The organism is Reyranella sp., assembly GCF_044224635.1.
Classification (GTDB): Bacteria; Pseudomonadota; Alphaproteobacteria; order Reyranellales; family Reyranellaceae; genus Reyranella.
The window spans coordinates 22,150-47,762 of sequence record NZ_JBGAKA010000055.1 but is presented as its reverse complement, the minus strand read 5'-3'; the positions used below and the strand labels follow the sequence as shown (position 1 = coordinate 47,762).

Genomic DNA, 25,613 nt, shown 5'->3' with positions numbered 1-25,613 from the left:
TCGGCGTTCCCCGCGGCAGCAGGGCCGGTTATGCTCGCGGCGCATAAACGCCGGTTCACGCTGCCGCCTCCGGAGGGCCTTCCGCGATGAGCATCACTCCCGTTCCGCTCGTTTTCGGCGATTACGCGCTGGAAGACCGCTACCGGCTGGACAAGGGCCGCGTCTACCTCACCGGCATCCAGGCCCTGGTGCGGCTACCGATGATGCAGCGTCAGCGCGACCTTGCGGCCGGCCTCAATACCGGCGGCTTCATCTCCGGCTATCGCGGCTCGCCGCTCGGCATGTACGACCACGCGCTGTGGACGGCCAAGCGCTACCTCAAGGACAACAACATCCACTTCCAGCCCGGCCTCAACGAGGATCTGGCGGCGACCTCGGTGTGGGGCACCCAGCAGGTCAACCTGTTCCCCGGCGCCACGGTCGATGGCGTATTCGGCATCTGGTACGGCAAGGGGCCCGGCGTCGATCGCTCGATGGACGTGCTGAAGCACGGCAACGCCGCCGGCACCTCGCCGCATGGCGGCGTCATCGCGCTGGCCGGCGACGACCATGGCTGCCAGTCCTCGACCCTGCCACATCAGAGCGAGCAGGTCTTCGCCGCCGCCATGATCCCGGTGGTCAATCCGGCGACCGTCCAGGAATATCTCGATTTCGGCCTGCTGGGCTTCGCGCTGTCGCGCTATTCGGGCTGCTGGATCGGCTTCAAGGCGATCTCCGAGACCGTCGAGTCGGGCTCGTCGGTATGGGTCGATCCCGAGCGCATCCGCATCGTCATGCCGACCGACTTCCAGCTGCCGCCCGGCGGCCTCGGCATCCGCAATCCTGATCCACCGCTCGAGGCCGAGAGGCGCCTGCATGGGCCGAAGATGGACGCGGTGAAGGCGTTCGTGCGCGCCAACGGCTTCGACAGGATGGTAATCGATCCGCCGCGCGCACGCATCGGCATCATGACCACCGGCAAGGCCTATCTCGACACGCGCCAGGCGCTCGAGGATCTCGGCATCAACGAGGAGCGTGCCCGCACGCTGGGCATCCGCCTCTACAAGGTCGGCATGACCTGGCCGCTCGAGCCGGAAGGCGCACGCCGCTTCGCCGAAGGGCTGCAGGAAGTCATCGTCGTCGAGGAGAAGCGCTCCAACCTCGAGGACCAGCTTGTCCGCATCCTCTACAACGCCCCGGCCGATCGCCGGCCGCTGGTCATCGGCAAGAGCGACGAGACCGGGCGCATCATCCTGCCGAGCGACGGCGAGCTGACGCCGACCGGCGTCGCCCTGGTGATCGCCAACCGGCTCATGAAGCACACCGGCGAGTCCCCCGAGCTGCGCCAGCGCCTCGCCCGCCTCGAAGCCAAGGAGAAGCTTTTGGCCGCGCCGCCGCCCAGGGTGGCGCGCACGCCGTTCTTCTGCTCGGGCTGCCCGCACAACACGTCGACGCGCGTGCCGGAGGGAAGCCGTGCCATGGCCGGCATCGGCTGTCACGGCATGGCGATCTGGATGCCCGAGCGTCGCACCGCCCTGATCAGCCACATGGGCGGCGAAGGCGTGACCTGGGTCGGCCAGGCGCCGTTCACCGCCGACAAGCACATCTTCCAGAATCTGGGTGACGGCACCTACTACCATTCCGGCCTGATGGCGATCCGCCAGGCCGCCGCCGCCGGCGTCAACATCACCTACAAGATCCTGTTCAACGACGCGGTCGCCATGACCGGCGGCCAGCCGCATGACGGGCCGCTGACGGTGCCGGAAATCACCAAGCAGGTCGCGGCCGAGGGCGCCAAGAAGGTCGTTGTGGTCACCGACGAGCCGGACAAGTATCCGATGGGCACCGAGTTCGCGCATGGCGTCACCATCCGCCATCGCGACGAGCTCGATGCCGTGCAGCGCGAGCTGCGCGACATCCCCGGCCTCACCGTGCTGGTCTACGACCAGACCTGCGCCGCCGAGAAGCGTCGTCGCCGCAAGCGCGGAACCTTCCCCGATCCGGCCAAGCGCGTGTTCATCAACGACGCGGTGTGCGAGGGCTGCGGCGACTGCTCCGACAAGAGCAACTGCGTGTCGGTGAAACCGCTCGAGACCGAGCTGGGCCGCAAGCGCCAGATCGACCAGAGCAATTGCAACAAGGACTTCTCCTGCCTGAACGGCTTCTGCCCGAGCTTCGTGTCGGTGCATGGCGGCACGCCGGCCAAGGCGCGCCGGCCCAAGCTCGAGCTGGTGAAGGAGGACCCGTTCGCCTCGTTGCCGATGCCGACCCTGAGGCCACTCGACGAGGCCTACGGCATCCTGGTGACCGGCATCGGCGGCACCGGCGTGATCACCGTCGGCGCGCTGATCGGCATGGCGGCGCATCTCGAAGGCAAGGGCTGCACGGTGCTCGACTTCACCGGGCTTGCCCAGAAGAACGGCGCGGTGATGAGCCATGTGCGGCTCGCGCCCAGGCCAGAGGACCTGCACGCGGTGCGCATCGCCGCCGGCGGCGCCAACCTGGTGCTGGGGTGCGACATGGTGGTGGCGGCCTCGCCGGCCGCGCTGTCGCGCATCGAGCAGGGCGTCACCAAGGCGGTGATCAACGGCTACGTCCAGCCGGTCGCGGCGTTCGTCATGAATGGCGACATGGATCTCGGCGCCGAAGCCATGATGAAGACGATCCGCGATGCCGCCGGCGAGGAGGCGACCTCGTTCGTCGACGGCACCGGCCTGGCCACGGCGATCCTGGGCGATTCGATTGCCACCAATCTCTTCATGCTGGGGCACGCCTGGCAGAAAGGCCTGGTGCCGCTGTCGCTCGACGCAATCGAGCGCGCCATCGAGCTCAACGGCGTCGCCGTCGAGACCAGCAAGCGCACCTTCGCCTGGGGCCGCCTCGCCGCTCATAACCTCGCAGCCGTTCAGGCCGCCGCCAAGCCGACCCTGCGGATCGAGAAGAAGGTCGCGCGGACGCTGGCGGAGATCGTCGCCAGGCGTTTCGAGCTTCTCGAAGCCTATCAGGACAGGAACTACGCGGAGCGCTATCGCGCCTTCGTCGACAAGGTGGCCAAGGTGGAGAAGGAGCGCGCGCGTGGGCGGTCCGGTCTCGCCGAAGCCGTCGCCCGGTCGCTGTACAAGCTGATGGCCTACAAGGACGAGTACGAGGTGGCGCGCCTCTACACCGACGGCGAGTTCCACAAGAAGTTGGCGGCGCAGTTCGAGGGCGACTACAAGGTCACTTTCCACCTCGCGCCGCCCTTGTTCGCCGACCGCAATCCGACGACGGGCCAGCTGCAGAAGCGCGAGTACGGCGCCTGGGTGATGCCGATGTTCCGCATGCTGGCGTCGCTGAAGCGCCTGCGTGGCACGCGGCTCGATCCATTCGGATACACCGAAGAGCGCCGCACGGAGCGCCGCCTGATCGACGAGTATCGGACAACCGTCGAGACGCTGCTGGCGACGCTCGACCAGAGCAAGCATGCGATGGCAGTCGAGATCGCCGAGGTGCCCGAGGGCATGCGTGGCTTCGGCCACGTCAAGGAGAAGAATATCCGGCTGGCCAGGCAGCGCGAAGCGAGCCTGCTCGCCAGCTATCGCAACCCGGCCGCACAGGCTGCGGCGGCGGAATAGAAAGGAAAGAGCGGGACGCCCACGCTTCCGATGGATCGGGGGAGCGAAGCGAGGGCGTCCCGGAAACGCGCACCGTCGGCGAAGGGAGGGTCGCGGCGGTACGCCCGCGCTATAGGCCGATTTGGCTGCGGAGATAAGCGCGATCCGTTCCGAAAAATGCACATCTCAACCACCCTCAGGGGATGGTGGGTGCAAATTTCTTCTCACGCATCACGGCAGGAAATGCCAGTGGCGAGGACGAAAGGTCCGTCGCTGCGCTCAGGATGACAGCAGTCGCAAGGCGATGACAAAATGTCATCCCGAGCGAGGCGAGGACCTTTCGTCTTGAGATGACGCCTATGCGCGGCCGGTCTGATGCGAGAAGGAGGCCGGGTCGAACCGCCCGCCGAAACTGCTCTTGCTGCCCAGCCGATCGAGCGCACGCTGCCACTTGGCGGGGAAATCGGTGTCGAACACCAGGGCGGCATCGCCATCCACCACGAGCCAGGCGTTGTCCTGCAGCTCGTGATCGAGCTGGCCGGGCGACCAGTTGGCGTGGCCGAGGGCCAGCCAAGCATGCTCGGGGCCGGCGCCGCCCGCCATATCCTTGAGGATTTCCATCGATGCCGTGAGCGCCATGCCGCCACCGATCACCAGAGTGTCGTCGCGCTTGTAGTCGGCCGAATGCAGGACGAGGCCGCGCGAGGGCTCGACCGGGCCGCCGAACAGCACGGGGCGTTCCGCCGCCGCCGCCGGCACGTCGATACCGAGCTGTTTGTAGACCTGGCCAAGCGGCAGATCCTCGACCCGATTGTTGACGATGATGCCGAGCGCCCCATCCTCGTCGTGCTTACAGATGAAGACGACACTCTTCTGGAACCGCTCGTCCGGCATGGACGGTGCGGCGACCAGGAAACGGCCTGCCAAACCGGCAGTGGGTGTGCCTGACCCGGACATGGTGCAATGATGCTCCAAAGTCATGGGGATTGTCCGGGCAAACATCAAGCCACCACCCCCATTGGACAAAGGCCGACCCCTCGCCTAGGGTCCGCCGGTTCGCGAGGCTGCCCGGACCGGGTGGCAATTGAAGGAGCAAATAATGGCGAAAGTCGGCGACAAGGTGCCCAGCGCCACGTTGCGCATGTTGGGCCCCGAGGGACCCAAAGCGGTCACCACCGAGGAACTCTTCGCGCCCGGCAAGAAGGTCGTGGCCTTCGCCCTGCCGGGTGCTTTCACTCCCACTTGTTCAGCAAAGCACGTGCCCGGGTTTGTGGCCGAAGCAGCTGCGCTGAAGGCGAAGGGTGTCGACACCATCGCCTGCATTTCAGTGAACGACGCGTTCGTGATGGGCGCCTGGGGCAAGGATCAGAAGGCGGGCGACAAGGTCATGATGCTGGGTGACGGCAATGCCGAGTTCACCACGGCGATGGGCCTTACCATGGATGGCTCCAAGTTCGGCCTCGGCACGCGCAGCCAGCGCTATGCCATGGTCGTCGAGGACGGCGTCATCAAGCATCTGTTCGTCGAGAAGCCGGGTGCCTTCGAGGTGTCGGCGGCCGAGCACGTGCTGAAGAACCTCTAGCGCCCCGCACCGAGCGGAGCCAAGATCGACGGCGGGGCGCAAGCCCCGCCGTTGTCGTCTCTGGACCGCCATGAACGCGCAACTTCCCGCCCTCTTTGCCGGCCAATTCTCCGTAGACGGCGCGACCCGCCTCTACGGCACGATCGGTGATCCGATCCGCCAGCTGCGGCTCACCGCGCTGATGCCGCAGATCTTTGCCGCCGCCGGCGTCAACGCCGTGTGGCTGCCGTTCGAAGGTGGCGCCGACCTGATGCCGGTGCTGCTCGATGGCCTCGCCAGGATGCGCAATTTCGCCGGCCTGACCGTCACCACGCCGCACGAGGCGGCGGCGCTGCGACTGCTCAACCGTGCGACACGCCGCGCCGAGGCGGCCGGCAGCGCCAACCTGATACGGCGCGAGCGCGACGGCGCCTTGGCCGGCGACAATGTCGAGGGGGCCGGTTTCGTGCGCGGGCTGGAAGCACAGGGACACCGATTGCGCGGCGCCAGCGTCTGGGTGGTCGGCCTCGGCGCCGTGGGCGGCGCCATCGCCGCGGCGCTGTGCGAAGCCGGCGTCGGCCGGCTGCTGCTGACCGAGATCCAGCGGGCACGCCTCGGTACCACGATCGATCGACTGTCGCGGCACTATCCGGACGTGCCGGTCGCCGAAGCCGAGGTGGGGACGCCACCCAAGGGCATCCACGTCGCGATCAACGCCACGCCGCTCGGCCTGCACCCGGAAGAGCCGCTGTCGTTCGATCCCGTCGTGCTCTCTCCCGATGTCATCATCGCCGACGTCATCCTGACGCCCACCGAAACCCCGCTGCTCCACCACGCCCGCACACATGGCCGGCGTATCCATCACGGCCGCCACATGCTCGACCACCAGGTTCCGCTTACCCTCGATTGGTTCGGCATCGACGCCAAGGATGCCGACGTCGTCGCGCTCGCCCGCTCGATCGGACGGTGAGCTCTTGCGAGGATTGCCGGAGGCGCGCCACTCCCGTGGCGCGCCCCAGCCACATAAGTCCTACAGCGTCACGCCGCCATTGACGTGGATGGTCTGGCCGGTGACGTAGCTCGCTGCCGACGAGCACAGGAAGGCGATCACGGCGGCGATCTCGGCGGGCTTGCCGTAGCGACCCATCGGGATCGAGCGGCTCACTTCGGCCATACGCTCGCGCGGCACGGCGGCATGGGCAGAAGCATCCTTCTCGACGAAGCCCGGCGCCACACAGTTCACCGTGACGCCGGCGGGCGCCAAATCGACGGCGAGCGCCCGCGCAAAAGCTTCCATGCCGGCCTTGGCGGCGGCGGAGGCCGGAAACGTCATCAGGCCACGGGCGAAAGCGTGGGCCACGAACGACGACACGCCGACGAGTCGCCCGCTCGCACCGGCCTCGACCAGCAACGGCTTGGCAGCGGTCGCCAGCTCGAAGAATGCCGTGGTCATAGCGGCGAGGCTCGCCTCCCAGGCCACGCGGTCGAGTTCGCCGACCGGGCGGCGGTCGGCGAAGCCGGCATTGCTCACCACGATGTCGAGTCGGCCGAAGCGCGCCGCTGTCTCGTCGACCAGGCGCGCCGCCGTACCCGGCTCGGAGAGGTCGCCCTCCACGATCAGTGTTTTGGCGCCCGAGCCCTGCAATTGGCTGGCGATCGCCTCGGCGCCGGCGCGGTTGCGACGCGCATGCAGGGCGACCGCCGTATCGGCGGCCGCGAGAGCGCGTACTGTCGCGGCACCGATGCCCGACGAGGCACCGGTAATCAAGGCAACTCTGGTCATCATCGAGGCTCCGGCTGGTGACAGCAGACACGGAGCTTGTTGCCGTCGGGATCGCGAAAGTAGGTTAAGGCGCAGGCGCGGTCGAAATCGCCGATACCGATGTGAACATGCGAGATCATCCGGATCACACTAGCACCGCCTATCGGCAGGCGTCCCGCACGACCGGCGCCAGATAGTCGGCGAAGCGCCGGGCGCCCGCGACGGAGAAATGGCCGTTGTCGACGAAGTCCGCGTCGGAAAAATCGTCGATCGGCACATCGACGTAGAGGTCGCCCAACGCCTTCGCCGTTCGCGCCAGCACCACATTCAGGCGCTGCTGCATCGGCCACAGATCGCGATCACGCACCAGCGGCAGCCAGCCGTAGCGCCCGTCGCCGCGGAGCTGAGCGCGGTTCAAGAGCTGGCCGACCCAGATCGTGACGACACCGCGCTCGCGATTGATCGCCGAGATCGATCGCACGTTGCGCTCGAACAACGCCTCGACCACCGGATCGTCGCCATCGAGCGGCGGCCGGCCATAGGGATCGGCGAAGTAGCGCACGGTATCGACGGTGGCGCTGAGGACGCGCAGCAGCACGGTGAGGAACGGCGAGATCGTGACGTGCGATCCGCCGATGCGGCGCGTCTTCAGCGAATCGACCTGACTCGGAAGGTGAAAGTCGGCATAGCCGGGATCGAGGTGGGGAATGTGCGCATTGCGCAGGTCGTTCCAGCCGACATAGTAGACGGCGCAGCGCGGCGTCTTGCCGAACTTCTGCTGGTAGAATGCCGTCTGGATCAGATGCTCGACCGTCGAGTAGCCAGGCACGCCATTGTTGACCACCAGGAAGCGGCCGGCATCCTGCCCGCGATCGAGAGCCACGGCGAGGCGATCGCTCCAAGTGTCGCCTTCGCCGGCGGCGATGTCGTAGGTCGTCGAGCCGCCGTAGGTCGCCACCATCGTCCGACCCGCCAGCCCCTCTGGCTTTGGATTACGTCCCCGTGTCCCCTCCGAAGTGTGGCTGATGGCAAGCCCGTTTGCACTGGTGAGCTGCAGCGACGGAATCGGCACCGCCTGCAGAAGCGCGTGCCACTGGAACCGCGGCGGCTCCGCCTTGTCCACCGGCATCAGGGATACGACCTCGCCCCCTACGCGTCGCAAGGCGTAGGCGCCGGCACCCCATGCGAAGTCGACGATTGCCAGGGTCAGGAGCGCGCCGGCGATCCATCGCCAGCGCACCAGCAGCACCGCCAGGGCGAGCAGCGCCAGCAGATAGAGGAAGTAGCCGGCCCGCGGTCCACCGGTGTGCATCTCGTCGCGGCCGATGAGCCACGAGGCGGTTGCCGCGAGCGCAACAGCCACCACGATGGCGATGACGGCGATGATCGCCCGCTCGAACCGGTAGGGAGGAACGAGACCGAAATAGGCGCGCACGCGGTTCGGCATGACGGCGGGCGGTCGCGCCGGGCTACTCCAGGGTCAGCTTGGCCGCCCTGGCAATGGCACTCCAGCGGGTGATCTCCTGGGCGACGAAGCGGGCGAACTCGGCCCGGCTCTCGAGCTCGACACGCGCCCCCTGCTTGTCCCATTGCGCCTCGATCTGCGGCTCCGCCAGCGCCGCCTGGACGGCGCCATGCATGATGTCGAGCACGGGCTCGGGCGTGCCGCGTGGGGCGAACAGCCCGAACCATTGGCTGACGCGAAAATCGGCGACGCCGGCTTCGCTGAAGGTCGGCACGTCGGGCAGCACCGGATCGCGCCGCCGGCCGGCGATGGCCAGCACGCGGATCCTGGCGGCGTTGGCCGCCGCGACATGCGGCGGCAGGAAGGCCGCATCGACCCGCCGGGCAAGCAGCGGATCGATCGCCTGGCTGCCGCCGCGAAACGGGACCTGGGTGAACTGCAGACCGGCCCGCTCCTCGAGCAGATCCAGCGCGAGGTGCGAGATCGTGCCCGGCGCGTCGTAGCCGACCTCGATCGCCTTGGGCTTGGCCTTGGCCGCGGCAATGAACTGCTGCAGATTCGCGACCTCGAGCCGCGCGGGACTGATCGCCAGCACCATCGGCTCGCGAGCGAAGGCGCTGATCGGCACGAAATCGCGTCCGAAGTCGAAACCCGCCCCGGACTTCGGATAGATGATCGGGGCGTAGGTCAGGCCGGTATAACCGACCATCAGCGTGTAGCCGTTGGATTCGGCGCGCCCGAACAGGGTGGCGGCCATCGTGCCGCCGCCCCCGGTACGATTGTCGATCGTCATCGGCTGGCCAAGCCGCTTGCCGACCAGGTCGGCGACCGGGCGGGCATAGAGATCGGCACTGGTGTTGCGCGAAAACGGCACGATCCACGTGACCGGACGCTCCGGCCATGTCGCAGCGAGGACTCGCGGCGCCGCAGCGACCGAAACCAGGCCACCCAGCGCAGTTCGACGAAACAGACCGGCCATGCTCACCCCATCTTCGCGCCGGAACCTAACGGCAAGAGACCCGAAGCTCCAGTCCACCGTGCTTGCAGACTGCCTGCGCCGACCCCTCACAAAAATGGCGATATTGCGCCGCACCGAACCGCCATGGCGGCGCAGACGGCGGATCTGTCCTGACCGCCGCCGAGGAGACGGCGCTGCACCAGCTCGCCGCGCGCGTCGTCAAGGCCGGCGAGATTCTCTACACGAAGGTGCCGCGCGAGAAGGCCGAGACAGTCCTCCGCCGCAAGTGGCTTTACGTCGCCGGCCAGATCCGCTGAGGCGCATTCTGACGACGTGAGGGAAAGGTCCCGCTCGATGTCCGGGGTGCCAGGCAGTCGCCCCGACGCGAAGGGCCAGACCTTTTTGCCGTCATGTCAGCGACGCCTCCGCGAGCGATCGGCATCCAGTGCACGGGGAATCCGCAGCAGCGACAACGGTGCGCGGCAGGCTTTCTCGAGGAGATACAGGGCGACCAGCGCGGCAATGCTGGCGTAGGTCCCCACCAGCACGACAAGGTCCCGGCCTTGGCCGAGCCAATTCAGGATCTTGGTCATGATCCGGGCTTCCGGCGTCAAACTCTTCTCACGAGCTTCATGCCCTCAGGAGAATGGCGGCTTAGCCAATCCGCGACGAGCGCCGTCAGGGCAGCGCCATGGAGCGCGGCTGCGGTGACGATCCAACCGGCGGGCCATGACTCCCCGACAAGGGTCGCCGCCAACATGAGGCTGCAGAAATAGAGGGTCGCCAGCGCACTGTAAGCAAGGAGACCCCGACGCAGCGAAGCGTCAGGTGTCGGCAGCAGGCCAATGCCGAGAGAGAAAGCGCCCATTCCTGCCGTGCGGATCGCTGCCAACGCCTCGATGCTTGGCGCCACCGGACTTGCCAGCATGGCGCCGATCAGCCCGCCCGCGACGATCACGGCTGCACCGACCGCCATCATCCCGACAGCCGGCATCAGCGTTCGATATCCGACCCTCGAATCGTTTGCGTACCGCAAAGCGACGCGCGCGGTGAACGCACGACATGCGTAATACATAGATCTCGTTCCCACACGTTCGAGCGACTCCCCAGCCGCTCAACTTCCCAATTCCCGACGCGTAATAGAGTTCAATCTGGCGACGCGCGCAAGCCCCTCGATGGGCACTAGCCATGCGAGCGCATCATCCCAGGGCGAGATCCCAAGGTCGCCCTGGATGACTGTCGTACCGACGATCACCGCCCTGCGCAAACTACTTGCCGCCCCTGATCCGGCGCCTGCCCACGCCGGACCGACCGGTCCATCGCGGGAAGGCCTTCGTGTCGAGCCCGAACAGGTCGAGAGCGCGCGATACCGAATGAGTGACGATCTCGTCGACCGTGCGCGGGCGTGCATAGAACGCGGGAACAGGCACGGCGACGACGGCGCCCATTTCCGTGACAGCCAGCATGCTCTTGATATGACCGACATGCAGCGGCGTCTCGCGAACCATCAGGACGACGCGGCGGCGCTCCTTCAGGCAGACATCGGCTGCGCGCGCGACGAGGCTCGACGTCACGCCCGTCGCGATCTCGCTCAGGGTGCGCACTGAGCAGGGCGCGACGATCATGCCCATCGTCTGGAACGACCCGCTCGAAATGGCCGCAGCGATGTCACCGGGCGCGTAGACCTCGTCGGCGAGGGCGCGCACCGCGGCCGCCGACAGGTCGGTCTCCAGCGAGCGCGTCTGATCGCCGGCCTTGGAGATCACGAGATGGCTCTCGATCCTCATGGCCCGCAGCATCTCCAGCGCACGGATGCCGTAGACCGTTCCCGAGGCGCCGGTGATACCGACGATCATGCGCCGGACAGGCGGGCCCGCTGCCACCGGCTGCCTCAGCACGCGGCCTTGATATGCCGCAGATCCGAGTGGTTCACAGGTTGCGGCTTGGCTTCCTTGTGGGGACTCCCCGGCGGCACGGTGCAGTCCAGCTCAAACGTGAAGGCGATACCCAGGGTCGTTCTCTTCGGGTCGGCCGTCATGGATTGGAACGATAACAGCCCGAACCGAGGGGCTCAATGCCTAGCGCAACCTGCAGAGATACCGCGTACCATGAAACGACTTGTCAGTATCGGAAGCCGCCCTAATCTTCGGGCGAACAAGCTCGCCGACGGGCGATACAGGAAATGCGAAGGTTTCAATGAAGCGTCGCGCATTGTTGGCTTTCTCAGCGTCACTTGCGGCACCAGCGATCGTCCGCGCCCAGAAGCCCTACCCTAGTGGGCCGATCACCATCGTCGTGGGCTTGGCGCCAGGCGGTTCGGTGGACGCCACCATCCGCTTCATCGCGCGCGAGGCCACGGCCTTCCTCGGCACCCAGGTATTGGTCGAGAACCGCCCCGGTGGCGCACAAACCATCGCGCCGGCGCGAGTAGCGCGCATGCCTTCCGACGGTTACACGCTGCTGGCCGTCACCCACACCCCGTTTACGACGGCACCCCACTTCCAGACAGTGCCATACGACCTCGAGAAGGACTTCACCTTCCTCGCGCAGTACGCGATTGTCCTCTATCCCAACTACGTCATGACCGAGAGCCCTCTCAAGACGTGGTCTGACGTTCTCGAGTTTGCGAAGAGCAGGCCCGACGCGCTGAAGTGGGCCTCGGCGACACCGCTTTCGCCACAACAGGCGGCCAACGAGGCCGCCTTCAAGATGCTGGGGCTCAAGACAATCTTCGTGCCGTTCAAGGGCGGCGCTGAAGCGCTGACCTCCATGATGGGCGGGCATGTCGACATGATCGTGACATCGGACTTCGGGCCGATGCTTGCCGCCGGCAAGGTGCGGTTGCTGTCCGAGCAGGGACCGAACCGTGCTCCGGGCATGGACAACATCCCTTGCTTCGGCGAGCTCGGATATCCTTACACCCTGAGAGCCGGCTTTGGTCTCGCGGGACCGGCAAATCTGCCGGAACCGGTCGTGCAGGCCTGGACTCAGGTCATTCAGAAGGTGGCGGAGAACGCCGAGTGGAAGAAGCTCCTCGATACCTACAACTTCCTGCCTGAGATCGTGTGGGGTCCGAAGCTTCGTGAGCAGCTGATCGAGGGCCATGCATCGTTCGGGAAGATCCTGCCAACCCTCAACATCAAGCCTTGAGGCCCTCCGTCCCGAGCAATCTCGATCGCTCGACGGATACGCCTGACGCCCGCCTCACGAGATCAGCGAGCCGGTGCGCCGATCCGTGACCTCCTTCCGGCCGGTCTTGGCGGCACGTTCGGCGGCGTGCTTGTCGATCATGCGCTGGGCGGCTTCCTTGCGCTGACGCGAAAGCGTGTCGCGGTGGCGCGTCACCCAGTCGTAGGATTCGTCGCGCGCCACGTTGGTGCCGTCGAATACCGGCATGACGTAGCGCGCATAAAGCTCGTAGGAACGCTTGGTCGCCTCCCAGTCCGCGATGTTGTTGGCCATGTGCAGCATGACCCCGAACTCGCCCTGCTTGGCCTGCAGCTTGCGGATCTGGGCAATCGCGTCGTCGGGCGTGCCGACGACGCCGATCTTCACCCTCATCCAGTAGTCGACGATGTCCTCGCCCGGCGGCACATCGAAACGGGGCATGTTGTTGTTGATGTAATCGACATAGGCCTGCATGCCGAAGCGCACGTTCTCGCGCGCCTTGTCGCGCGTCTCGGCGATGTGGAAAGGCGCCACCAGGCGCAGCCGTCTCGGATCCATGGCGCGGCCGTGCTCGGCAGCGATCTCGCAAGCGGTTTGCCAATTGGCGGTGAGCGCGTCGAAGCCGGTGGTCTCGGCCGCCGCCACGCACAGCATGCCGAGATCGTAGCGGCCGGCCAGCCGGCCGCCCGACGGCGTGACCGCGCTGGCGACCGCGACCTCGGGAAACGGGTCGCTGTAGGGCAAGAGGTGCAGACGCGCCTCCTTCAGCGAGTACCAGTCTGTCTTCTCGGTAACGACCTCGCCGCGGAACAGGCGCAGAATGAGGTCGAGCGCCTGTTCCATGCGGTCGCGCTGGGTATTGGGATCGATGTCGAGCATCATGGCGTCCGACGCCAGCAGGCCGGGTCCGGCACCGAACATGACGCGCCCGCGGGTCTGGTGGTCGAGCTGTATGATGCGGTTCGCGACCATCAAGGGGTTGTGGTAGGGCAACGAGATGACGCCGGTACCGAGCCGGATGTGCTTGGTGCGCTCGGCAGCCGCGGCGATGAACAGCTCGGGCGAGGAGATGGTCTCGAAACCCGCCGAGTGATGCTCGCCGATCCAGGCTTCGTGGTAGCCGAGCTGGTCGAGCCATTCGATGAGCTCGAGATCGCGATGCAACACGTTGTGCGGATTCTCGTTCAGGGCATGGAACGGCGGCAGGAAAATCCCGTGTCTCATGCGCATTGGTTCCTCCGTTCGCCGGTGCGGACGCCCAGTCTATCGCCGTGGCGGGGAAGGTCCATCCTGCTCCCGCATCGCCAGGCGGCGCGGTCTGCGCCTGCGTTGCCTTGCTTGGCGCACGGATGTGATGCTCCGCGGCTCGGGCTCTGCCCAAAGGACTGCAACTAGAATTGCGCGTTCAAACGAGCCCGCATTCCCCTATTGTCGAACCGTGGTTCGCCGGCATGCATGAGGTCAAGCCGTGTCGGTCGGTCTCGAGGATGTGCGTTTCGCAATGCAATGGACGGAGGCGGAGATGGGAAGGCTCGACGGCAAGGTCGCCGCGGTGACGGGAGGAGCATCGGGGATCGGCGAGGCAACGGTCAGACGTTTCGTCGCCGAAGGCGCGAGCGTGGCCTTCTGCGATCGGGATGGTGAGCGCGGCCAGCGCGTCGCGGCCGAGCTCGCGACGGCCGGCGCCAAGGTCGCCTTCACGCAGGCGGACGTGGGGTCCGAGGCCGCCTGCCTCGCCTTCGTCAACGGTGCGGCGCAGAAATTCGGGCGCCTCGACATCCTCGTCAACAACGCCGGCATCCGCAAATACGAGAAGATCGACGAGGCGAGCGCAGCGAGCTGGAACGAGATCCTCAACGTCAACCTGATGAGCTACGCCTTCTGTGCCAAGGCGGCGGTTCCACTGATGCGCCGCGGCAAGGGCGGCGCCATCGTCAACGTCGCCTCCGTCCGTTCCATCGTCGCCGGCGGCGGCAACCTGCAGTACGACACCACCAAGGCCGCGATCGCGGGCCTGACACGGGCGCTTGCCGCCGACCATTCGCCCGAGGGCATTCGCGTGAATGCCGTCGGCCCGGGCCCGATCTTCACGCCGTTCCATCAGCGCCGCCTTGAAGCGGCCGGCGAGTCCGTCGCGCAGTACAACGAAAGGGCCGCGCAGGGCACCATGCTGAAGCGTCCGGGCAGGGCCGAGGAGGTCGCCGCCGCGATCCTGTTCCTGGCCTCCGACGATGCCTCCTACGTCACCGGCGCGCTGCTGTTCGTGGACGGCGGCATGACGGCGCTGTGAGACGTATTCACCCGGCGCACCAGCGAGGAGTTCCAGATGACCTGTATCCGCTTCGGCACGTTCCTGGCACCGCATCATCCGGTTGGCGAGCACCCGGCTCTGCAGTTTCAGCGCGATCTGCGGCTGGTCGAGCATCTCGATCGGCTCGGCTTCGACGAGTTCTGGTGCGGTGAGCATCATTCCTCCGGCTGGGAGATGATCGCCTCTCCCGAGCTGTTTCTTGCGGTGGCGGCCGAGCGCACGAGGCGCATCAGGCTCGGCACCGGCGTCGTCTCGCTGCCCTACCACCATCCCTTCAACGTCGCGCAGCGCATCGTGCAGCTCGACCACATGACCCTCGGGCGCGTGATCTTCGGCACCGGCCCGGGCGCCCTGCCCTCCGACGCGCGGACCTTCGGCATCGATTACATGCTGCTGCGCGACCGCCAGGACGAAGCAATCGGCATCCTCAAGAGGCTCTTCGCGGGCGAGCGCATCACCTACAAAGGTGACTGGTTCCAGCTGAACGATGCGCAGCTTCAGATTCTGCCCTATCAGGAAGCTCTGCCGATGGCAGCCGCGTCCGCGATCAGCCCATCCGGCATGCAGCTCGCCGGCAAGTACGGAATGGGCGTCCTCTCTATTGCCTCGACCTCCCAGGAGGGCCTGCAGGCCCTGCCGATCCAATGGTCGTTCGCCGAGGAGTCTGCGAAGAAGCATGGCCAGAAGGTCGACCGGAAGAACTGGCGTGTGGTGATGGCTTGGCACCTCGCCGAGTCGAAGAAGCAGGCCGAGCAGGAAGCGGTGGACGGCCTTCAGCACTGGCACAACGAGTACAATGTCCGCGTTCTTGGCCGGCCTGGCTCGATCCACATGGCAGACAAGTGGGAGCTTCTGGCGCGCGTGACCGGCATCGGCAATGCGGTTGGCACGTCGGTGATCGGCACGCCCGACGAGATGGTCAAGACGATTCGCGCTCTGCAAGAGGTTACCGGCGGGTTCGGCGTCGTGCTGGGTTTCGCCCACGACTGGGCCAATCAGGAAGCGACCCTGCGCTCATGGGACCTGTTTGCCCGCTACGTCATTCCCGAGATCAACGGATACACCCGCAACCTCAAGGCGTCGGCCGAGTACCTGGCGGCAAACAAGGTCGAGCTGATGTCCGGATTGAACGCCGCGATCATGGCGAAGGTGCAAGGCAACAAGGTCGCCGAGGCGGCCATGGCAGTGACCAGGCAGCGGATGGCCGCCCAAGCCCAGGGCGGCGGTCGGAGCCCGAAGTCCCTGCGACCGCGGCAGACGTGAGCCGCAGGGTAGGGAATGTCTGACACTATTGCTCGTGCGCCATTCGTGCAACGGAAGCGCCCAGCGGCAGTGGTGGATAGCGCCATCCGTCGACGATAGAGTTGCCTGCCCCAGTCACAGGGACGAACCATGTCGAAGCATCATGCACAGAAGCGCGCGGCCAAGGCGGCACGCAGGAAGAAGCTCGCCGCGGAGCGGCGCAAGGTCGCCCTGGCCGAGAGCCAGATGTCGCTGGCGACGCGGGTGCGGCGGATGGCGGTGGCGCCGATGCACTCCTGCCTGATGAGCGAGACGCTTTGGGAGAGCGGCAGCGGCTACCTGGTCGTTGCTCGCAAAGCCTCGGACGGGCAGGTCGCCATGGCCACCTTCCTGCTCGACACCTACTGCATCGGCGTGAAAGACGTTATCCTGCGCGTGGACGGAGCCAGCACGATCGACCGCTTCATGGAGGCGCTGGGCGACGTGCAGCCGATGATCGCGATCGAGCCCACGCGTGCCCGCAAGCTGCTGCGCGATCTCGTCGCCTGGGCGCGCTCGCTCGGGTTGGCACCCCATCCCGACTACGCCGTTGCGGAGCCGCTATTCGGCGATGTCTCGGCCGATGCGTGCGATGAAAGCTTCAGCTTTGGCAAGGACGGCAAGCCATTTTTGATTCCGGGCCCGGGCGATACGCCCGCTCGTATCAGGAAACGGGTCGAGGCGCTGCGACGCACGGTTGGCGACGACGGGTTCGACTATGTCCTGGAAGTCGGCATGGAAGACGACGACGTCCTCGACGACGAAGAAGCCGACATTGACGATATGGCCGAGATCGACGACGCGGTCGAGTCGGTCACGGGCATGCGGTACGACCCGCATGCGGCCCCCGACCCATCCAGATGGCTCGACATCGGCGAGGATGAGCGGATCCTGCTGGCAGAGGCGTATCATCGGCGAGCCGCAGACGAGGTGCCGAATGCGAAGCTGCACGCGCTCATGCACGTCTTCGTCGAGAACCAGGTGGCGATCGGCGACGAGCTCCCCGTGCGCCGCGCGATCGAACGGCTGATCGGCGAGGGCCTCGATCGCCACGATGCGGTTCATGCCGTGGGCAGCGTGCTCGCAGCACACCTGACCGATACCTTGAAGGCCGAGGCTCAGAACAACGAGGCCTACTACGCGGCAGTCGAGCGGCTGACCGCCGACAGCTGGCGGGCCGAGTTCGGATCGATCGCCGACGACGAACGCCCTTAGCGGACTCCATGAAGTCTCCCGTTGCCGGTGTCTTCCGGTCCCTGCGCGGGTACAACTATCGGGTCTGGGTCGTCGGCGCCTTCGTCTCCAACATAGGCACATGGGTGCAGCGGACAGCGCAGGACTGGCTGGTGCTCACGCAATTGACCGACCACGACGCGATGGCGGTCGGCTTGGTGATGGCGCTGCAGTTCGGCCCGCAGCTTCTTCTCCTGCCATGGACCGGCTTCGCCGCCGACCATTTCAATCAGCGCAAGCTCCTGATCGCCACCCAGGCGACGATGGGCACGCTCGCTCTGGCTCTGGGCGCGTTGACCGTCGCCGGGGTCGTCGAGCTCTGGCACGTGTGCGTCTTCGCCTTCCTGTTCGGCAGCACCGCGGCCTTCGATGCGCCGGTGCGCCAGACCTTCGTCGCCGAGCTGGTCGGTGAGCAAAGCCTTCACAACGCCGTCGCCCTCAACTCCGCCTCTTTCAACAGCGCGCGGATGATCGGCCCAGCTGTCGCGGGCCTGCTCATCGCCACGCTCGGCACCGGCTGGGCGTTCCTGATGAACGGCGCTTCCTTCGTCGCGGTGCTGATCTCGCTGGCCTGCCTGCGCACCGCCGAGCTTCGATCGAATGCCCGGACGCAGCGGGCCAGAGGCAGCTTCACGGAGGGCTTCCGCTACGTGTGGGGGCGCCCGGACCTCAAGGCGATCCTGGTCATGCTGTTCCTGATCGGGACGTTCGGCCTCAATTTCCCGATCTTCATCTCGACCATGGCCGCCAGCGTTTTCCACACGGACGCCCAAGGATACGGCCTTCTGTCGTCGAGCATGGCGATCGGCACTGTGGCCGGCTCCCTGCTCAGCGCCTACCGCGAGAAGCCGCGGTTCCAGTTGCTGATGACAGGCTCTGCGGTCTTCGGGCTCGGCTGCACGCTGGCCGCCGTCGCTCCGGGCTACTGGTTTTTCGCCGCAGCGCTCGTCCTCACCGGCGCGGCGGCGCTCACCATCACCAATACGTCGAACAGCCTGATGCAGCTTTCGACCGAGCCCGCCATGCGCGGGCGGGTGATGGCGCTGCGCGTCGCGATCGCGCTGGGCGGCACCCCGATCGGAGCACCAATCGTCGGATGGGTGGCGAGCCAATACGGGCCGCGCTGGGCCCTCGGCATCGGCGCGGCCGCCGGCTTCGCCGCTGCCCTCGTCGCGATTTATGTCCTGGCTCGCCGACGGTGAGTCTCACGTCAAAACCTCACCAGGCGTCGATCATGGGGCGCTTCTTGCCCGCCCGGGCCGGCGCGGGCCGGATGGCGGCCAGCATGTTGACGATCCAGGCCCGCGTCTCGGCCGGGTCGATCACGTCGTCGATCATGAAATTGGTCGAGCGGTTCAATGCCTTGCCCGAGTCGTAGGCCTTCGCAACCTTGTCCTCGAAGAACCTGAGGCGCTCCTTCGGGTCCTCGATCGCCGCGAGCTCGGCGCGAAAGCCCAGCTTGACCTGACCCTCGATGCCCATCGGCGCGAACTCGCCGGTCGGCCAGGAGATGTAGAAGTAAGGGGCGCGGTAGTTGCCGCCGGCCATGGCGCTCTGCCCCAGGCCGTACGCCTTGCGCAGCACGATCGTGAAGTACGGAACGGTCATGTTGCAGCTGGTCAGGAACATGCGCGCGGCATGCCGCACCAACGCCGTCTTCTCGGCCTCGGGCCCGACCATGATGCCGGGCGTATCGCAAAGGTTGACGACCGGGAAATCATAGGAATCGCAGAGCTGCATGAAGCGGGCTCCTTTGTCGGAACCGTCCGAATCGACCGCTCCGCTCAGGTGCTTGGGATCGTTGGCCATCACGCCGACCGTCCGCCCTTCCAGCCGGATCAACGCCGTCACCAGCGTGCGCCCGAAGTCGCGGCGCAGCTCGAGGATCGAGCCTTCGTCGGCCAGCGTCCGGATGACGTCGCGCACCTCGTAGGTGCGCAACCGGTTCTCCGGCACGATATGGCGCATCCGCCGCTGGTCGGGCGCGGTCCAGTCTTTCAGCGGTCCCTGGAAATAGGCGAGATACCTCTTGGCGACGGCGACCGCTTCGGCTTCGTCGGCGACCAGGATGTCGACGACGCCGTTGCGCGTCTGCACCGGCATCGGACCGATATCCTCCGGCGCGAACACGCCGAGCCCGCCACCCTCGACCATCGCCGGGCCGCCCATGCCGAGCGTGGTGTCGGCCGTCGCGATGATCACGTCGCAGCAGCCGAGCAGCGACGCATTGCCCGCGAAGCAGCGGCCGGAGACGATGCCGATCAGCGGCACGAGGGCCGAGAGCTGGCCGAAATGATGGAAGGTGTCGAACTGGATGAAGCCGCCATAGTCGTCGTCGCCGGGCCGACCGCCGCCGCCTTCCGCAAACAGCACCAGCGACATGCGCCCGTCCTCGGCGATGTCGAGGATCTTGTCGGTCTTCCAATGGTTGTGGACGCCCTGCGTTCCGGCGAACACGGTGTAGTCGTAGGCCAGCACGGCGACGCCGGTGGCGGGAGCGGCGAACGTCTGCCCGTTCACGCGGCCGACGCCGGCGATGAGGCCATCGGCCGGGCTGCGGGTCAGCAGGTCGTCCAGAGCCCGCCGGTGCCGCTGCGCCGCCACGATCAGGGGGCCGTACTCGACGAACGTGCCGGGGTCAATCAGGTCGTCGACATTCTCGCGTGCGGTCCGATGGTTGGTCGCGTGCCGGCGTTTGACAGCATCCGGCCGATTCTCGTCGCGCGTCAGGGCCCGACGCTTCAGCACCTCGGCCAAATCCGGGCGAATCCCATCCAGATCAAGCTCGTCCGCACCGTCCTGGACCTGCGCCGCAATCTCGGACGGTTCGAGAACGAGCAGCAGCTGGCCTTCCCAGAGCGTTTCACCAGGCTCGGCATGAACGGCTCGGACGACGCCGCCGGCAGTGGCCGTGATGACGTGCTCCATCTTCATGGCTTCCATCACGGCAACCTCGGCCCCCGTTGGAACGGCGTCACCGACCGCAAGGGCAATCGAGATGACTGTGCCCTGCATCGGCGTGCGGACCGCGATCATCCCGTCCGGCAAATCCTCTGCCCCCGCGCGGCCGGTATCGGCTTCCTGCCGGCCGCGCGTCGCCTGGCCGTAGGCGAGCACGGCGAGCGGGTCGGCAGCGTCGACCGTGGCACCGGCCCGGCCGTCCCGCTTCCTGTCTTCCTTCGCCGCATAGAGACGCGGATGGGCTTCCGCTGCCCTGGCGATCAGGGCGGCAGCATGGGCCTCCACAAAGCCGGTCTCGAGAACGCCGGCCCGCACGTTCCTGTCCAGCAGCACGGCCTGGAGAAACGCGATGTTGGTCGGCACGCCCGCGATGTTGAATTCGCAGAGCGCCCGGTAACCCTTGCCCGTCACGTCGTCGATGCGGCCGGAGCGGGCGAAGACGATCAGCTTGGCGAGCAGCGAATCGTAGGCCGGGTTGGTCGCGTAGCCGGCATAGCCGTAGCCGTCGACGCGAATGTCAGGTCCGGCCGGTGGCTCGAACGTGCTCAGGACGCCGCCGCCGGGTTTGGCCGTTCCGTCGGGTTGCATAGTCTCGACGTTGATCCGGAGCTGCATCGCCATGCCACGCGGCGCCGGTCCCGCGCCGCTCGCAAGACCAAGCTCCGCCAAGGTGGCGCCGCCCGCCAGCCGGAGCTGCAGCTCGACCAGATCGAGGCCCGTGACCACTTCCGTCACCGTATGCTCGACCTGCAGGCGCGGGTTCGCCTCGATGAAATAGAAGGTGCCGGTGAAGCCATCCACGAGAAACTCGAAGGTGCCGAGGCTGCGGTAGTTCGCGGCGCGCGCGAGCGTCAGGGCGGCATCCAGCAACCGCCGACGTACGTCCGCATCCAGGTTCGGCGCGGGCGCGAACTCGACGAGCTTCTGGCGCTGGCGTTGGAGCGAGCAGTCGCGCTCCCACAGATGCGCGACCTCCGTCCCGTCGCCGATCACCTGCACCTCGATGTGGCGCGCCCGGCGAACGAGTTGCTCGACGTAGAGATCGCCCGAACCGAAGGCTGCGGTTGCCTCGGATCGGCAACGGGCGAAGGCCTCTTCCAGGTCGCCGACCGCAAAGACCGGGCGCATGCCGCGGCCGCCACCGCCGGCGACCGCCTTGACCATCGCGGCCGCGCCGGCGCCGAGCCCGGCCATGAACGCCCGGGCATCCTTGAGGTTCGTGGGCACCGCCGTGCCAGGCAGGATCGGCACGCCGACCTTTCGTGCAAGCTGCCGGGCCTGGTGCTTGTCGCCGAACAACTCCAAAACCTCGGGTGTCGGGCCGACGAAGGTGACGCCGGCATCGGCACAGGCACGCGCGAAGCTCGCATTCTCCGACAGGAAGCCGTAACCCGGGTGGATCGCCGTCGCACCCGCCCCTTTTGCCGCTCGCAAGATAGCGGCTCCATCGAGATACGCGGCGACGCCCCGTCCCGGCAGGGCGATCGCCGCGTCGGCCTTCTCGACGTGCAGGCTGGCCCTATCGTCTCCGGGATAAATCGCGATGCTGCCCATGCCGAGATCGGCGGCCGAGCGAAAGATGCGAATGGCAATCTCGCCGCGATTGGCGACGAGCAACTTCTGTCCGGTCATCGGGTCGGCGCTCTGGGAAGAAGAAAGGAGTGGGCCTCGCCGTAGGCAATATCACAAAACATCAAGCACCGGCGCGCTTCTCTGATCGGTGCGGGCACTCCCGACACTTACGGGGTCACAGGATGATCGCAGGCCCCACCTCGGGCAGATGTTGTAGCGTGGCAGACGCTACAAGACCAAGAATCTGAGGATGCATATCTGCGCGTACCGGGAGCCCGGTCGTACGTGCTCGCCAGAATGACATCGGAGCTGCAGCCGACGTCCGCGAGAGGACGTCGAGGAGCCGATGCGGCACGGGTAGTTCTTTTGGGGTAGCGTAGTCATGGCAGCCACGACGACCGATTTGGCAACAGCGCCGAATGCGGCCATCCACGGGGGCTACGTCGCCCACCTGACAGGCCAGACTTACACGATCTCCTCGCCGATCGCCATTCACGTGACCGCCACCATGCAGGGCGCGCTCGGCATCGACGGGGGGACGCCACCTTCGTCTCCCAGGTCACCAACGGCGCACCGCTGATCAAGCTCGTCGTCGATCCGGGCGCCGACCTCCGCTACCTGACGCTGTCCAATTTCACGATCGAAGGCAATGGCCGGGAAAGCGACGGCATCCAGATCGTCGCCGACGGCAACACGTTCTCAAGTTCAGGCGCGCAGAGCATCGGCATCAGCGGCTATCTGTCCGGCGGGGCGACGCTCGTGGACAACACCAGCACCGACACCGGGCCGGGGTCGAACACGCCTGCGTTGGCCAATCTGCAAGGCAACGCCTTCCTGACCGGCGACGACGGGCCGATCTCGAGCGATTGATTTGCATCGAGTCCATCTTGGTCGACTTGTGCTGTGCGGACGATGCGGCATGCTGGCGAGCTGGTGACCGCAATCGGCGCCCTTCGACGTGCTCAGCGCGCTTGTTGTCGTGTACTCTGCAGATGATGTTTGGCAAGGCCACTATATCTTCTCATGATTGGCGCCAAGGGTCTGGTTGACTCCCCGCACGGCCGGACTGCCGGCGACGTGCTGACCGCTCTCGACGTTTCGGTCGTCACCGGGCTTTCAGAAGAGGAGGCGGGCCGGCGGTTACGGCGCTACGGGCCGAACACGATCGGCGTGCGGCAAAGAGCCGGCGCATTTGCCATCCTCGTTCATCAGTTCCAGAGCCTCGTCGTCGCCTTGCTGGCCATGGCCGCCGGGTTGGCATTCTTCTTCGGAGAATGGGAGGAAGGCGCCGCCATCGTCGGTGTACTGGCACTCAATTCCCTTGTCGGTTTCGTGACCGAATTCAAGGCTGTTCGCTCCCTTGAAGCCCTTCGGATGCTCGGGACCCGTTCGGCCCGGATATGCAGGGACGGGCGCACGCGCCTTGTTCCCGCCGAGCGCCTGGTTCCGGGAGACATCGTCCTGCTCGACGCTGGCGACGTCATCACGGCCGACCTGCGGCTGGTCGAGGCATCACACCTGCAGATCGACGAGTCCACGCTTACGGGCGAGTCGACGGGTGTGGCCAAGGCCATCGCGCCAGTCGACGTCGAGGCGCGCGTCTCGGATCGCGCCTCGATGCTCTTCAAGGGCACGAACATCACCCGTGGGAGCGGGATCGGCGTCGTTGTCGGAACCGGCATGGACACCGAGCTCGGCCGCATCTCGCGGCTTGTCGAAGAAGCCGTGCCCGAATCGACACCGTTGGAGAAGAAGCTGGTGCGGCTGTCTGCCCAGCTGGTCTGGGTGACGCTGATCCTGACCGCGCTGGTGGGAGGCGTCGGGCTGGCTCAAGGCAAGGACACCTTCCTCATGATCGAGGCCGCGATTGCGTTGGCGATCGCGGCGATTCCAGAAGGACTGCCGATCGTGTCGACGCTGGCGCTCGCCCGCGGCATGTGGCGCATGGCCCGGAAGAATGCGCTGGTCGAGCGTCTGTCGGCAGTCGAGACGCTGGGTGCCACGACCGTGATCCTGACCGACAAGACGGGAACGCTGACGGAAAACCGCATGACGGTCCGCAAACTGTGGCTTCCGTCGGGGAAGATCATGGTCGGGACAGGGGGGTTCGAGGAGTTGCACGAGGCAGGCGCTGAGCATCGGCGGCGGAGCCGGCAGCTCGAGCAGCTTCTCGAGGTCGCAGTGCTCTGCAACAACGCCACGCTCGGCCGCGTCTCCGACGAGGACACCGGTGACCCCATGGAGCTGGCGCTCTTGCGGGCCGGCAGCCTCGCTGGGCTCGAGCGAACCGATCTCCTGGAAAAGAGCCCGGAGGTCATCGAACACGCCTTCGACACGGCCACGAAGATGATGGCGACGGTTCATCGCCGCGACGGCGCCTACTTCTTTGCGGTCAAGGGAGCGCCCGAAGCCGTGCTCAGAAACGCGGAACGCATCGCCGGAAAGGACGGTGACGCGATCCTGGATGAGGCGGCACGAGCGGAATGGCTCGCACGGGTCGGCAAGCTTGGCGCGGATGGACTGCGAGTGCTTGCGATCGCGACGCACACCGAGCCGACATCGGATGGCCAGCCCTACGAGCCCCTGACGTTCCTGGGCCTGATCGGCCTCGACGACCCACCGCGTGCCGACGTGCCGGCTGCCATCCGGGCCTGCCACGAGTCGGGAATAAGGGTTGTCATGATCACCGGCGATCATGCCGTCACGGCCCGCAGCATCGCCCGCGCCGTGGGACTGGGCAGCGCTGCGCCGCGAATCGTCGAAGGTCGCGAGCTTTCTGACCTCGCCGGCCAAGACCGGGCAGACCTGCTGAAGACCGAGATATTCGCGCGCGTCAGCCCGGCCGAGAAGCTCGAGCTCGTGCGCGCCTATCAGGGCGCCGGCGACATCGTTGCCGTGACAGGCGATGGCGTCAACGATGCACCGGCGTTGCGGCAGGCCGATATCGGCGTCGCGATGGGACGGCGAGGCACCGACGTCGCCCGCGAGGCAGCCGCAATGATCCTGCTCGACGATGCCTTCCCGAGCATCGTCGTGGCGATTCGCGAGGGCCGCGTCATCTTCGGCAACATCCGCCGGTTCGGAACCTATCTGCTGTCCTGCAACTTGAGCGAGGTGTCGGTCGTCGGCCTTGCGGTCCTTTTCGGACTACCCCTTCCGCTTCTGCCCCTGCAAATCCTGTTCCTGAACCTTGTCACGGACGTTTTTCCCGCCTTCGCCCTGGCCATGGGCGAGGGCGAGCGGGGTATTCTGAAACGCCCGCCGCGCAATCCCGAAGAGCCGATCCTCGGTCGCGAGCAGTGGCTCGCGATCGTCTTCCATGGCATCGCGCTCACCGTGTCGACATTCGGCGCGCTTGCCCTCGCTTATCTCTGGCTGGAGCTGGATGAGCGTTCGACGGTGACCGTCACGTTCCTGACCCTCGCCCTTGCCCAGCTTTGGCATGTCTTCAACATGCGTCATCCGACGTCGGGTCTGCTTCGCAATGAAATCACGCGCAATCGCTGGATATGGATGGCGCTGGCGGCGTGCGTCGGCCTGCTGTTGACGGCCGCTCATGTACCAGGTCCAGCTCACATGCTTCACCTCGTGGCGCCGGATCTCGGGATGTGGGGCATTATTCTTGCCATGAGCCTCGTTCCAATGCTCGTCGGCCCGGTGGTGCAATCCTTCGCCAGCGGTCTTGAAGGGACGAAGTATCCGCGGGCCATCGGCGGATGAGGCGCACCTTCCAGATCGACCGCATCGCTGGCCTTTCATTCCTTTAGGA

The 25,613-nt window shown here is 66.4% G+C and carries 20 protein-coding genes; 11 read left to right on the top strand and 9 right to left on the bottom strand.

Going from position 1 to position 25,613, the window contains the following annotated elements; translation table 11 throughout:
- Positions 1–86 precede the first annotated feature (86 nt).
- Positions 87–3,593, top strand: a complete 3,507-nt coding sequence (locus ACILR9_RS32215) for an indolepyruvate ferredoxin oxidoreductase family protein (protein WP_395714079.1) — start codon at positions 87–89, stop codon at positions 3,591–3,593.
- Between the two features lie 336 nt (positions 3,594–3,929).
- Here the strand turns inward: ACILR9_RS32215 and ACILR9_RS32210 are convergent, their stop codons facing one another.
- Complete coding sequence (locus ACILR9_RS32210; protein WP_395714078.1) at positions 3,930–4,529, bottom strand: YqgE/AlgH family protein; 600 nt, start codon at positions 4,527–4,529, stop codon at positions 3,930–3,932.
- Between the two features lie 142 nt (positions 4,530–4,671).
- Here ACILR9_RS32210 and ACILR9_RS32205 point away from each other — a divergent pair, with 142 nt between their 5' ends.
- Entirely contained in the window at positions 4,672–5,154 is a 483-nt protein-coding gene (locus tag ACILR9_RS32205; protein WP_395714077.1) for a peroxiredoxin, read from the top strand.
- A 70-nt stretch (positions 5,155–5,224) separates the two neighbouring features.
- Positions 5,225–6,103 (top strand): shikimate dehydrogenase family protein, encoded by an 879-nt coding sequence (locus tag ACILR9_RS32200; protein WP_395714076.1) that lies wholly within the window; start codon positions 5,225–5,227, stop codon positions 6,101–6,103.
- Positions 6,104–6,163: 60 nt separating this feature from the next.
- Here the strand turns inward: ACILR9_RS32200 and ACILR9_RS32195 are convergent, their stop codons facing one another.
- The 3 genes from ACILR9_RS32195 to ACILR9_RS32185 form a co-directional block, all read right to left on the bottom strand.
- On the bottom strand, positions 6,164–6,919 hold the full coding sequence (locus ACILR9_RS32195) for an SDR family NAD(P)-dependent oxidoreductase (RefSeq protein ID WP_395714075.1): 756 nt from the start codon (positions 6,917–6,919) through the stop codon (positions 6,164–6,166).
- A 136-nt stretch (positions 6,920–7,055) separates the two neighbouring features.
- On the bottom strand, positions 7,056–8,342 hold the full coding sequence (locus ACILR9_RS32190) for a hypothetical protein (RefSeq protein ID WP_395714074.1): 1,287 nt from the start codon (positions 8,340–8,342) through the stop codon (positions 7,056–7,058).
- Positions 8,343–8,364: 22 nt separating this feature from the next.
- A complete protein-coding gene (locus tag ACILR9_RS32185) occupies positions 8,365–9,339 on the bottom strand; it encodes a Bug family tripartite tricarboxylate transporter substrate binding protein (protein WP_395714073.1) in 975 nt (324 codons plus the stop codon).
- Positions 9,340–9,401: 62 nt separating this feature from the next.
- Here ACILR9_RS32185 and ACILR9_RS32180 point away from each other — a divergent pair, with 62 nt between their 5' ends.
- Complete coding sequence (locus tag ACILR9_RS32180; protein ID WP_395714072.1) at positions 9,402–9,635, top strand: hypothetical protein; 234 nt, start codon at positions 9,402–9,404, stop codon at positions 9,633–9,635.
- A gap of 96 nt (positions 9,636–9,731) precedes the next feature.
- Here ACILR9_RS32180 and ACILR9_RS32175 read toward each other — a convergent pair whose 3' ends face one another.
- From ACILR9_RS32175 to ACILR9_RS32165, 3 genes are all read right to left on the bottom strand, one after another.
- Positions 9,732–9,911 carry a hypothetical protein gene (locus tag ACILR9_RS32175; RefSeq protein WP_395714071.1) on the bottom strand — a complete coding sequence of 60 codons (180 nt, stop codon included), beginning with the start codon at positions 9,909–9,911 and terminating at the stop codon, positions 9,732–9,734.
- Between the two features lie 17 nt (positions 9,912–9,928).
- On the bottom strand, positions 9,929–10,312 hold the full coding sequence (locus tag ACILR9_RS32170) for a hypothetical protein (RefSeq protein WP_395714070.1): 384 nt from the start codon (positions 10,310–10,312) through the stop codon (positions 9,929–9,931).
- Between the two features lie 274 nt (positions 10,313–10,586).
- Positions 10,587–11,174 carry a UbiX family flavin prenyltransferase gene (locus ACILR9_RS32165; protein ID WP_395714091.1) on the bottom strand — a complete coding sequence of 196 codons (588 nt, stop codon included), beginning with the start codon at positions 11,172–11,174 and terminating at the stop codon, positions 10,587–10,589.
- A gap of 340 nt (positions 11,175–11,514) precedes the next feature.
- Here ACILR9_RS32165 and ACILR9_RS32160 point away from each other — a divergent pair, with 340 nt between their 5' ends.
- Entirely contained in the window at positions 11,515–12,468 is a 954-nt protein-coding gene (locus ACILR9_RS32160) for a Bug family tripartite tricarboxylate transporter substrate binding protein (protein WP_395714069.1), read from the top strand.
- Positions 12,469–12,522: 54 nt separating this feature from the next.
- On the opposite strand, the gene ACILR9_RS32155 is transcribed toward ACILR9_RS32160, so the two are convergent.
- Positions 12,523–13,710 carry an LLM class flavin-dependent oxidoreductase gene (locus tag ACILR9_RS32155; RefSeq protein ID WP_395714068.1) on the bottom strand — a complete coding sequence of 396 codons (1,188 nt, stop codon included), beginning with the start codon at positions 13,708–13,710 and terminating at the stop codon, positions 12,523–12,525.
- A gap of 244 nt (positions 13,711–13,954) precedes the next feature.
- Between ACILR9_RS32155 and ACILR9_RS32150 the strand changes: the two genes are divergently transcribed.
- The 4 genes from ACILR9_RS32150 to ACILR9_RS32135 all read left to right on the top strand — a co-directional run bounded on the left by ACILR9_RS32150 (position 13,955) and on the right by ACILR9_RS32135 (position 18,513).
- Positions 13,955–14,776 carry an SDR family NAD(P)-dependent oxidoreductase gene (locus tag ACILR9_RS32150; RefSeq protein ID WP_395714067.1) on the top strand — a complete coding sequence of 274 codons (822 nt, stop codon included), beginning with the start codon at positions 13,955–13,957 and terminating at the stop codon, positions 14,774–14,776.
- 36 nt (positions 14,777–14,812) lie between these two features.
- A complete protein-coding gene (locus tag ACILR9_RS32145) occupies positions 14,813–16,060 on the top strand; it encodes an LLM class flavin-dependent oxidoreductase (RefSeq protein WP_395714066.1) in 1,248 nt (415 codons plus the stop codon).
- A 129-nt stretch (positions 16,061–16,189) separates the two neighbouring features.
- On the top strand, positions 16,190–17,293 hold the full coding sequence (locus ACILR9_RS32140; RefSeq protein WP_395714065.1) for a hypothetical protein: 1,104 nt from the start codon (positions 16,190–16,192) through the stop codon (positions 17,291–17,293).
- Between the two features lie 8 nt (positions 17,294–17,301).
- The gene (locus ACILR9_RS32135) at positions 17,302–18,513 is read left to right on the top strand and encodes an MFS transporter (RefSeq protein WP_395714064.1); all 1,212 of its coding nucleotides are present in this window, start codon (positions 17,302–17,304) and stop codon (positions 18,511–18,513) included.
- Between the two features lie 16 nt (positions 18,514–18,529).
- Here ACILR9_RS32135 and ACILR9_RS32130 read toward each other — a convergent pair whose 3' ends face one another.
- Positions 18,530–21,904, bottom strand: a complete 3,375-nt coding sequence (locus ACILR9_RS32130; protein WP_395714063.1) for a carboxyl transferase domain-containing protein — start codon at positions 21,902–21,904, stop codon at positions 18,530–18,532.
- Positions 21,905–22,226: 322 nt separating this feature from the next.
- On the opposite strand from ACILR9_RS32130, the gene ACILR9_RS32125 reads away from it, so the two are divergent.
- Positions 22,227–22,424 carry a hypothetical protein gene (locus tag ACILR9_RS32125; RefSeq protein ID WP_395714062.1) on the top strand — a complete coding sequence of 66 codons (198 nt, stop codon included), beginning with the start codon at positions 22,227–22,229 and terminating at the stop codon, positions 22,422–22,424.
- A gap of 443 nt (positions 22,425–22,867) precedes the next feature.
- A complete protein-coding gene (locus tag ACILR9_RS32120) occupies positions 22,868–25,564 on the top strand; it encodes a cation-translocating P-type ATPase (RefSeq protein ID WP_395714061.1) in 2,697 nt (898 codons plus the stop codon).
- The last annotated feature ends 49 nt before the right edge of the window (positions 25,565–25,613 follow it).

Coding starts and splice junctions, on each gene's coding strand:
- ACILR9_RS32215 (WP_395714079.1), top strand. CDS start 87: ATGAGCATCACTCCCGTTCCGCTCGTTTTCGGCGATTACGCGCTGGAA.
- ACILR9_RS32210 (WP_395714078.1), bottom strand. CDS start 4,529: ATGTCCGGGTCAGGCACACCCACTGCCGGTTTGGCAGGCCGTTTCCTG.
- ACILR9_RS32205 (WP_395714077.1), top strand. CDS start 4,672: ATGGCGAAAGTCGGCGACAAGGTGCCCAGCGCCACGTTGCGCATGTTG.
- ACILR9_RS32200 (WP_395714076.1), top strand. CDS start 5,225: ATGAACGCGCAACTTCCCGCCCTCTTTGCCGGCCAATTCTCCGTAGAC.
- ACILR9_RS32195 (WP_395714075.1), bottom strand. CDS start 6,919: ATGATGACCAGAGTTGCCTTGATTACCGGTGCCTCGTCGGGCATCGGT.
- ACILR9_RS32190 (WP_395714074.1), bottom strand. CDS start 8,342: ATGCCGAACCGCGTGCGCGCCTATTTCGGTCTCGTTCCTCCCTACCGG.
- ACILR9_RS32185 (WP_395714073.1), bottom strand. CDS start 9,339: ATGGCCGGTCTGTTTCGTCGAACTGCGCTGGGTGGCCTGGTTTCGGTC.
- ACILR9_RS32175 (WP_395714071.1), bottom strand. CDS start 9,911: ATGACCAAGATCCTGAATTGGCTCGGCCAAGGCCGGGACCTTGTCGTG.
- ACILR9_RS32170 (WP_395714070.1), bottom strand. CDS start 10,312: ATGCCGGCTGTCGGGATGATGGCGGTCGGTGCAGCCGTGATCGTCGCG.
- ACILR9_RS32165 (WP_395714091.1), bottom strand. CDS start 11,174: ATGATCGTCGGTATCACCGGCGCCTCGGGAACGGTCTACGGCATCCGT.
- ACILR9_RS32160 (WP_395714069.1), top strand. CDS start 11,515: ATGAAGCGTCGCGCATTGTTGGCTTTCTCAGCGTCACTTGCGGCACCA.
- ACILR9_RS32155 (WP_395714068.1), bottom strand. CDS start 13,710: ATGAGACACGGGATTTTCCTGCCGCCGTTCCATGCCCTGAACGAGAAT.
- ACILR9_RS32145 (WP_395714066.1), top strand. CDS start 14,813: ATGACCTGTATCCGCTTCGGCACGTTCCTGGCACCGCATCATCCGGTT.
- ACILR9_RS32140 (WP_395714065.1), top strand. CDS start 16,190: ATGTCGAAGCATCATGCACAGAAGCGCGCGGCCAAGGCGGCACGCAGG.
- ACILR9_RS32135 (WP_395714064.1), top strand. CDS start 17,302: ATGAAGTCTCCCGTTGCCGGTGTCTTCCGGTCCCTGCGCGGGTACAAC.
- ACILR9_RS32130 (WP_395714063.1), bottom strand. CDS start 21,904: ATGACCGGACAGAAGTTGCTCGTCGCCAATCGCGGCGAGATTGCCATT.
- ACILR9_RS32125 (WP_395714062.1), top strand. CDS start 22,227: ATGGCAGCCACGACGACCGATTTGGCAACAGCGCCGAATGCGGCCATC.
- ACILR9_RS32120 (WP_395714061.1), top strand. CDS start 22,868: ATGATTGGCGCCAAGGGTCTGGTTGACTCCCCGCACGGCCGGACTGCC.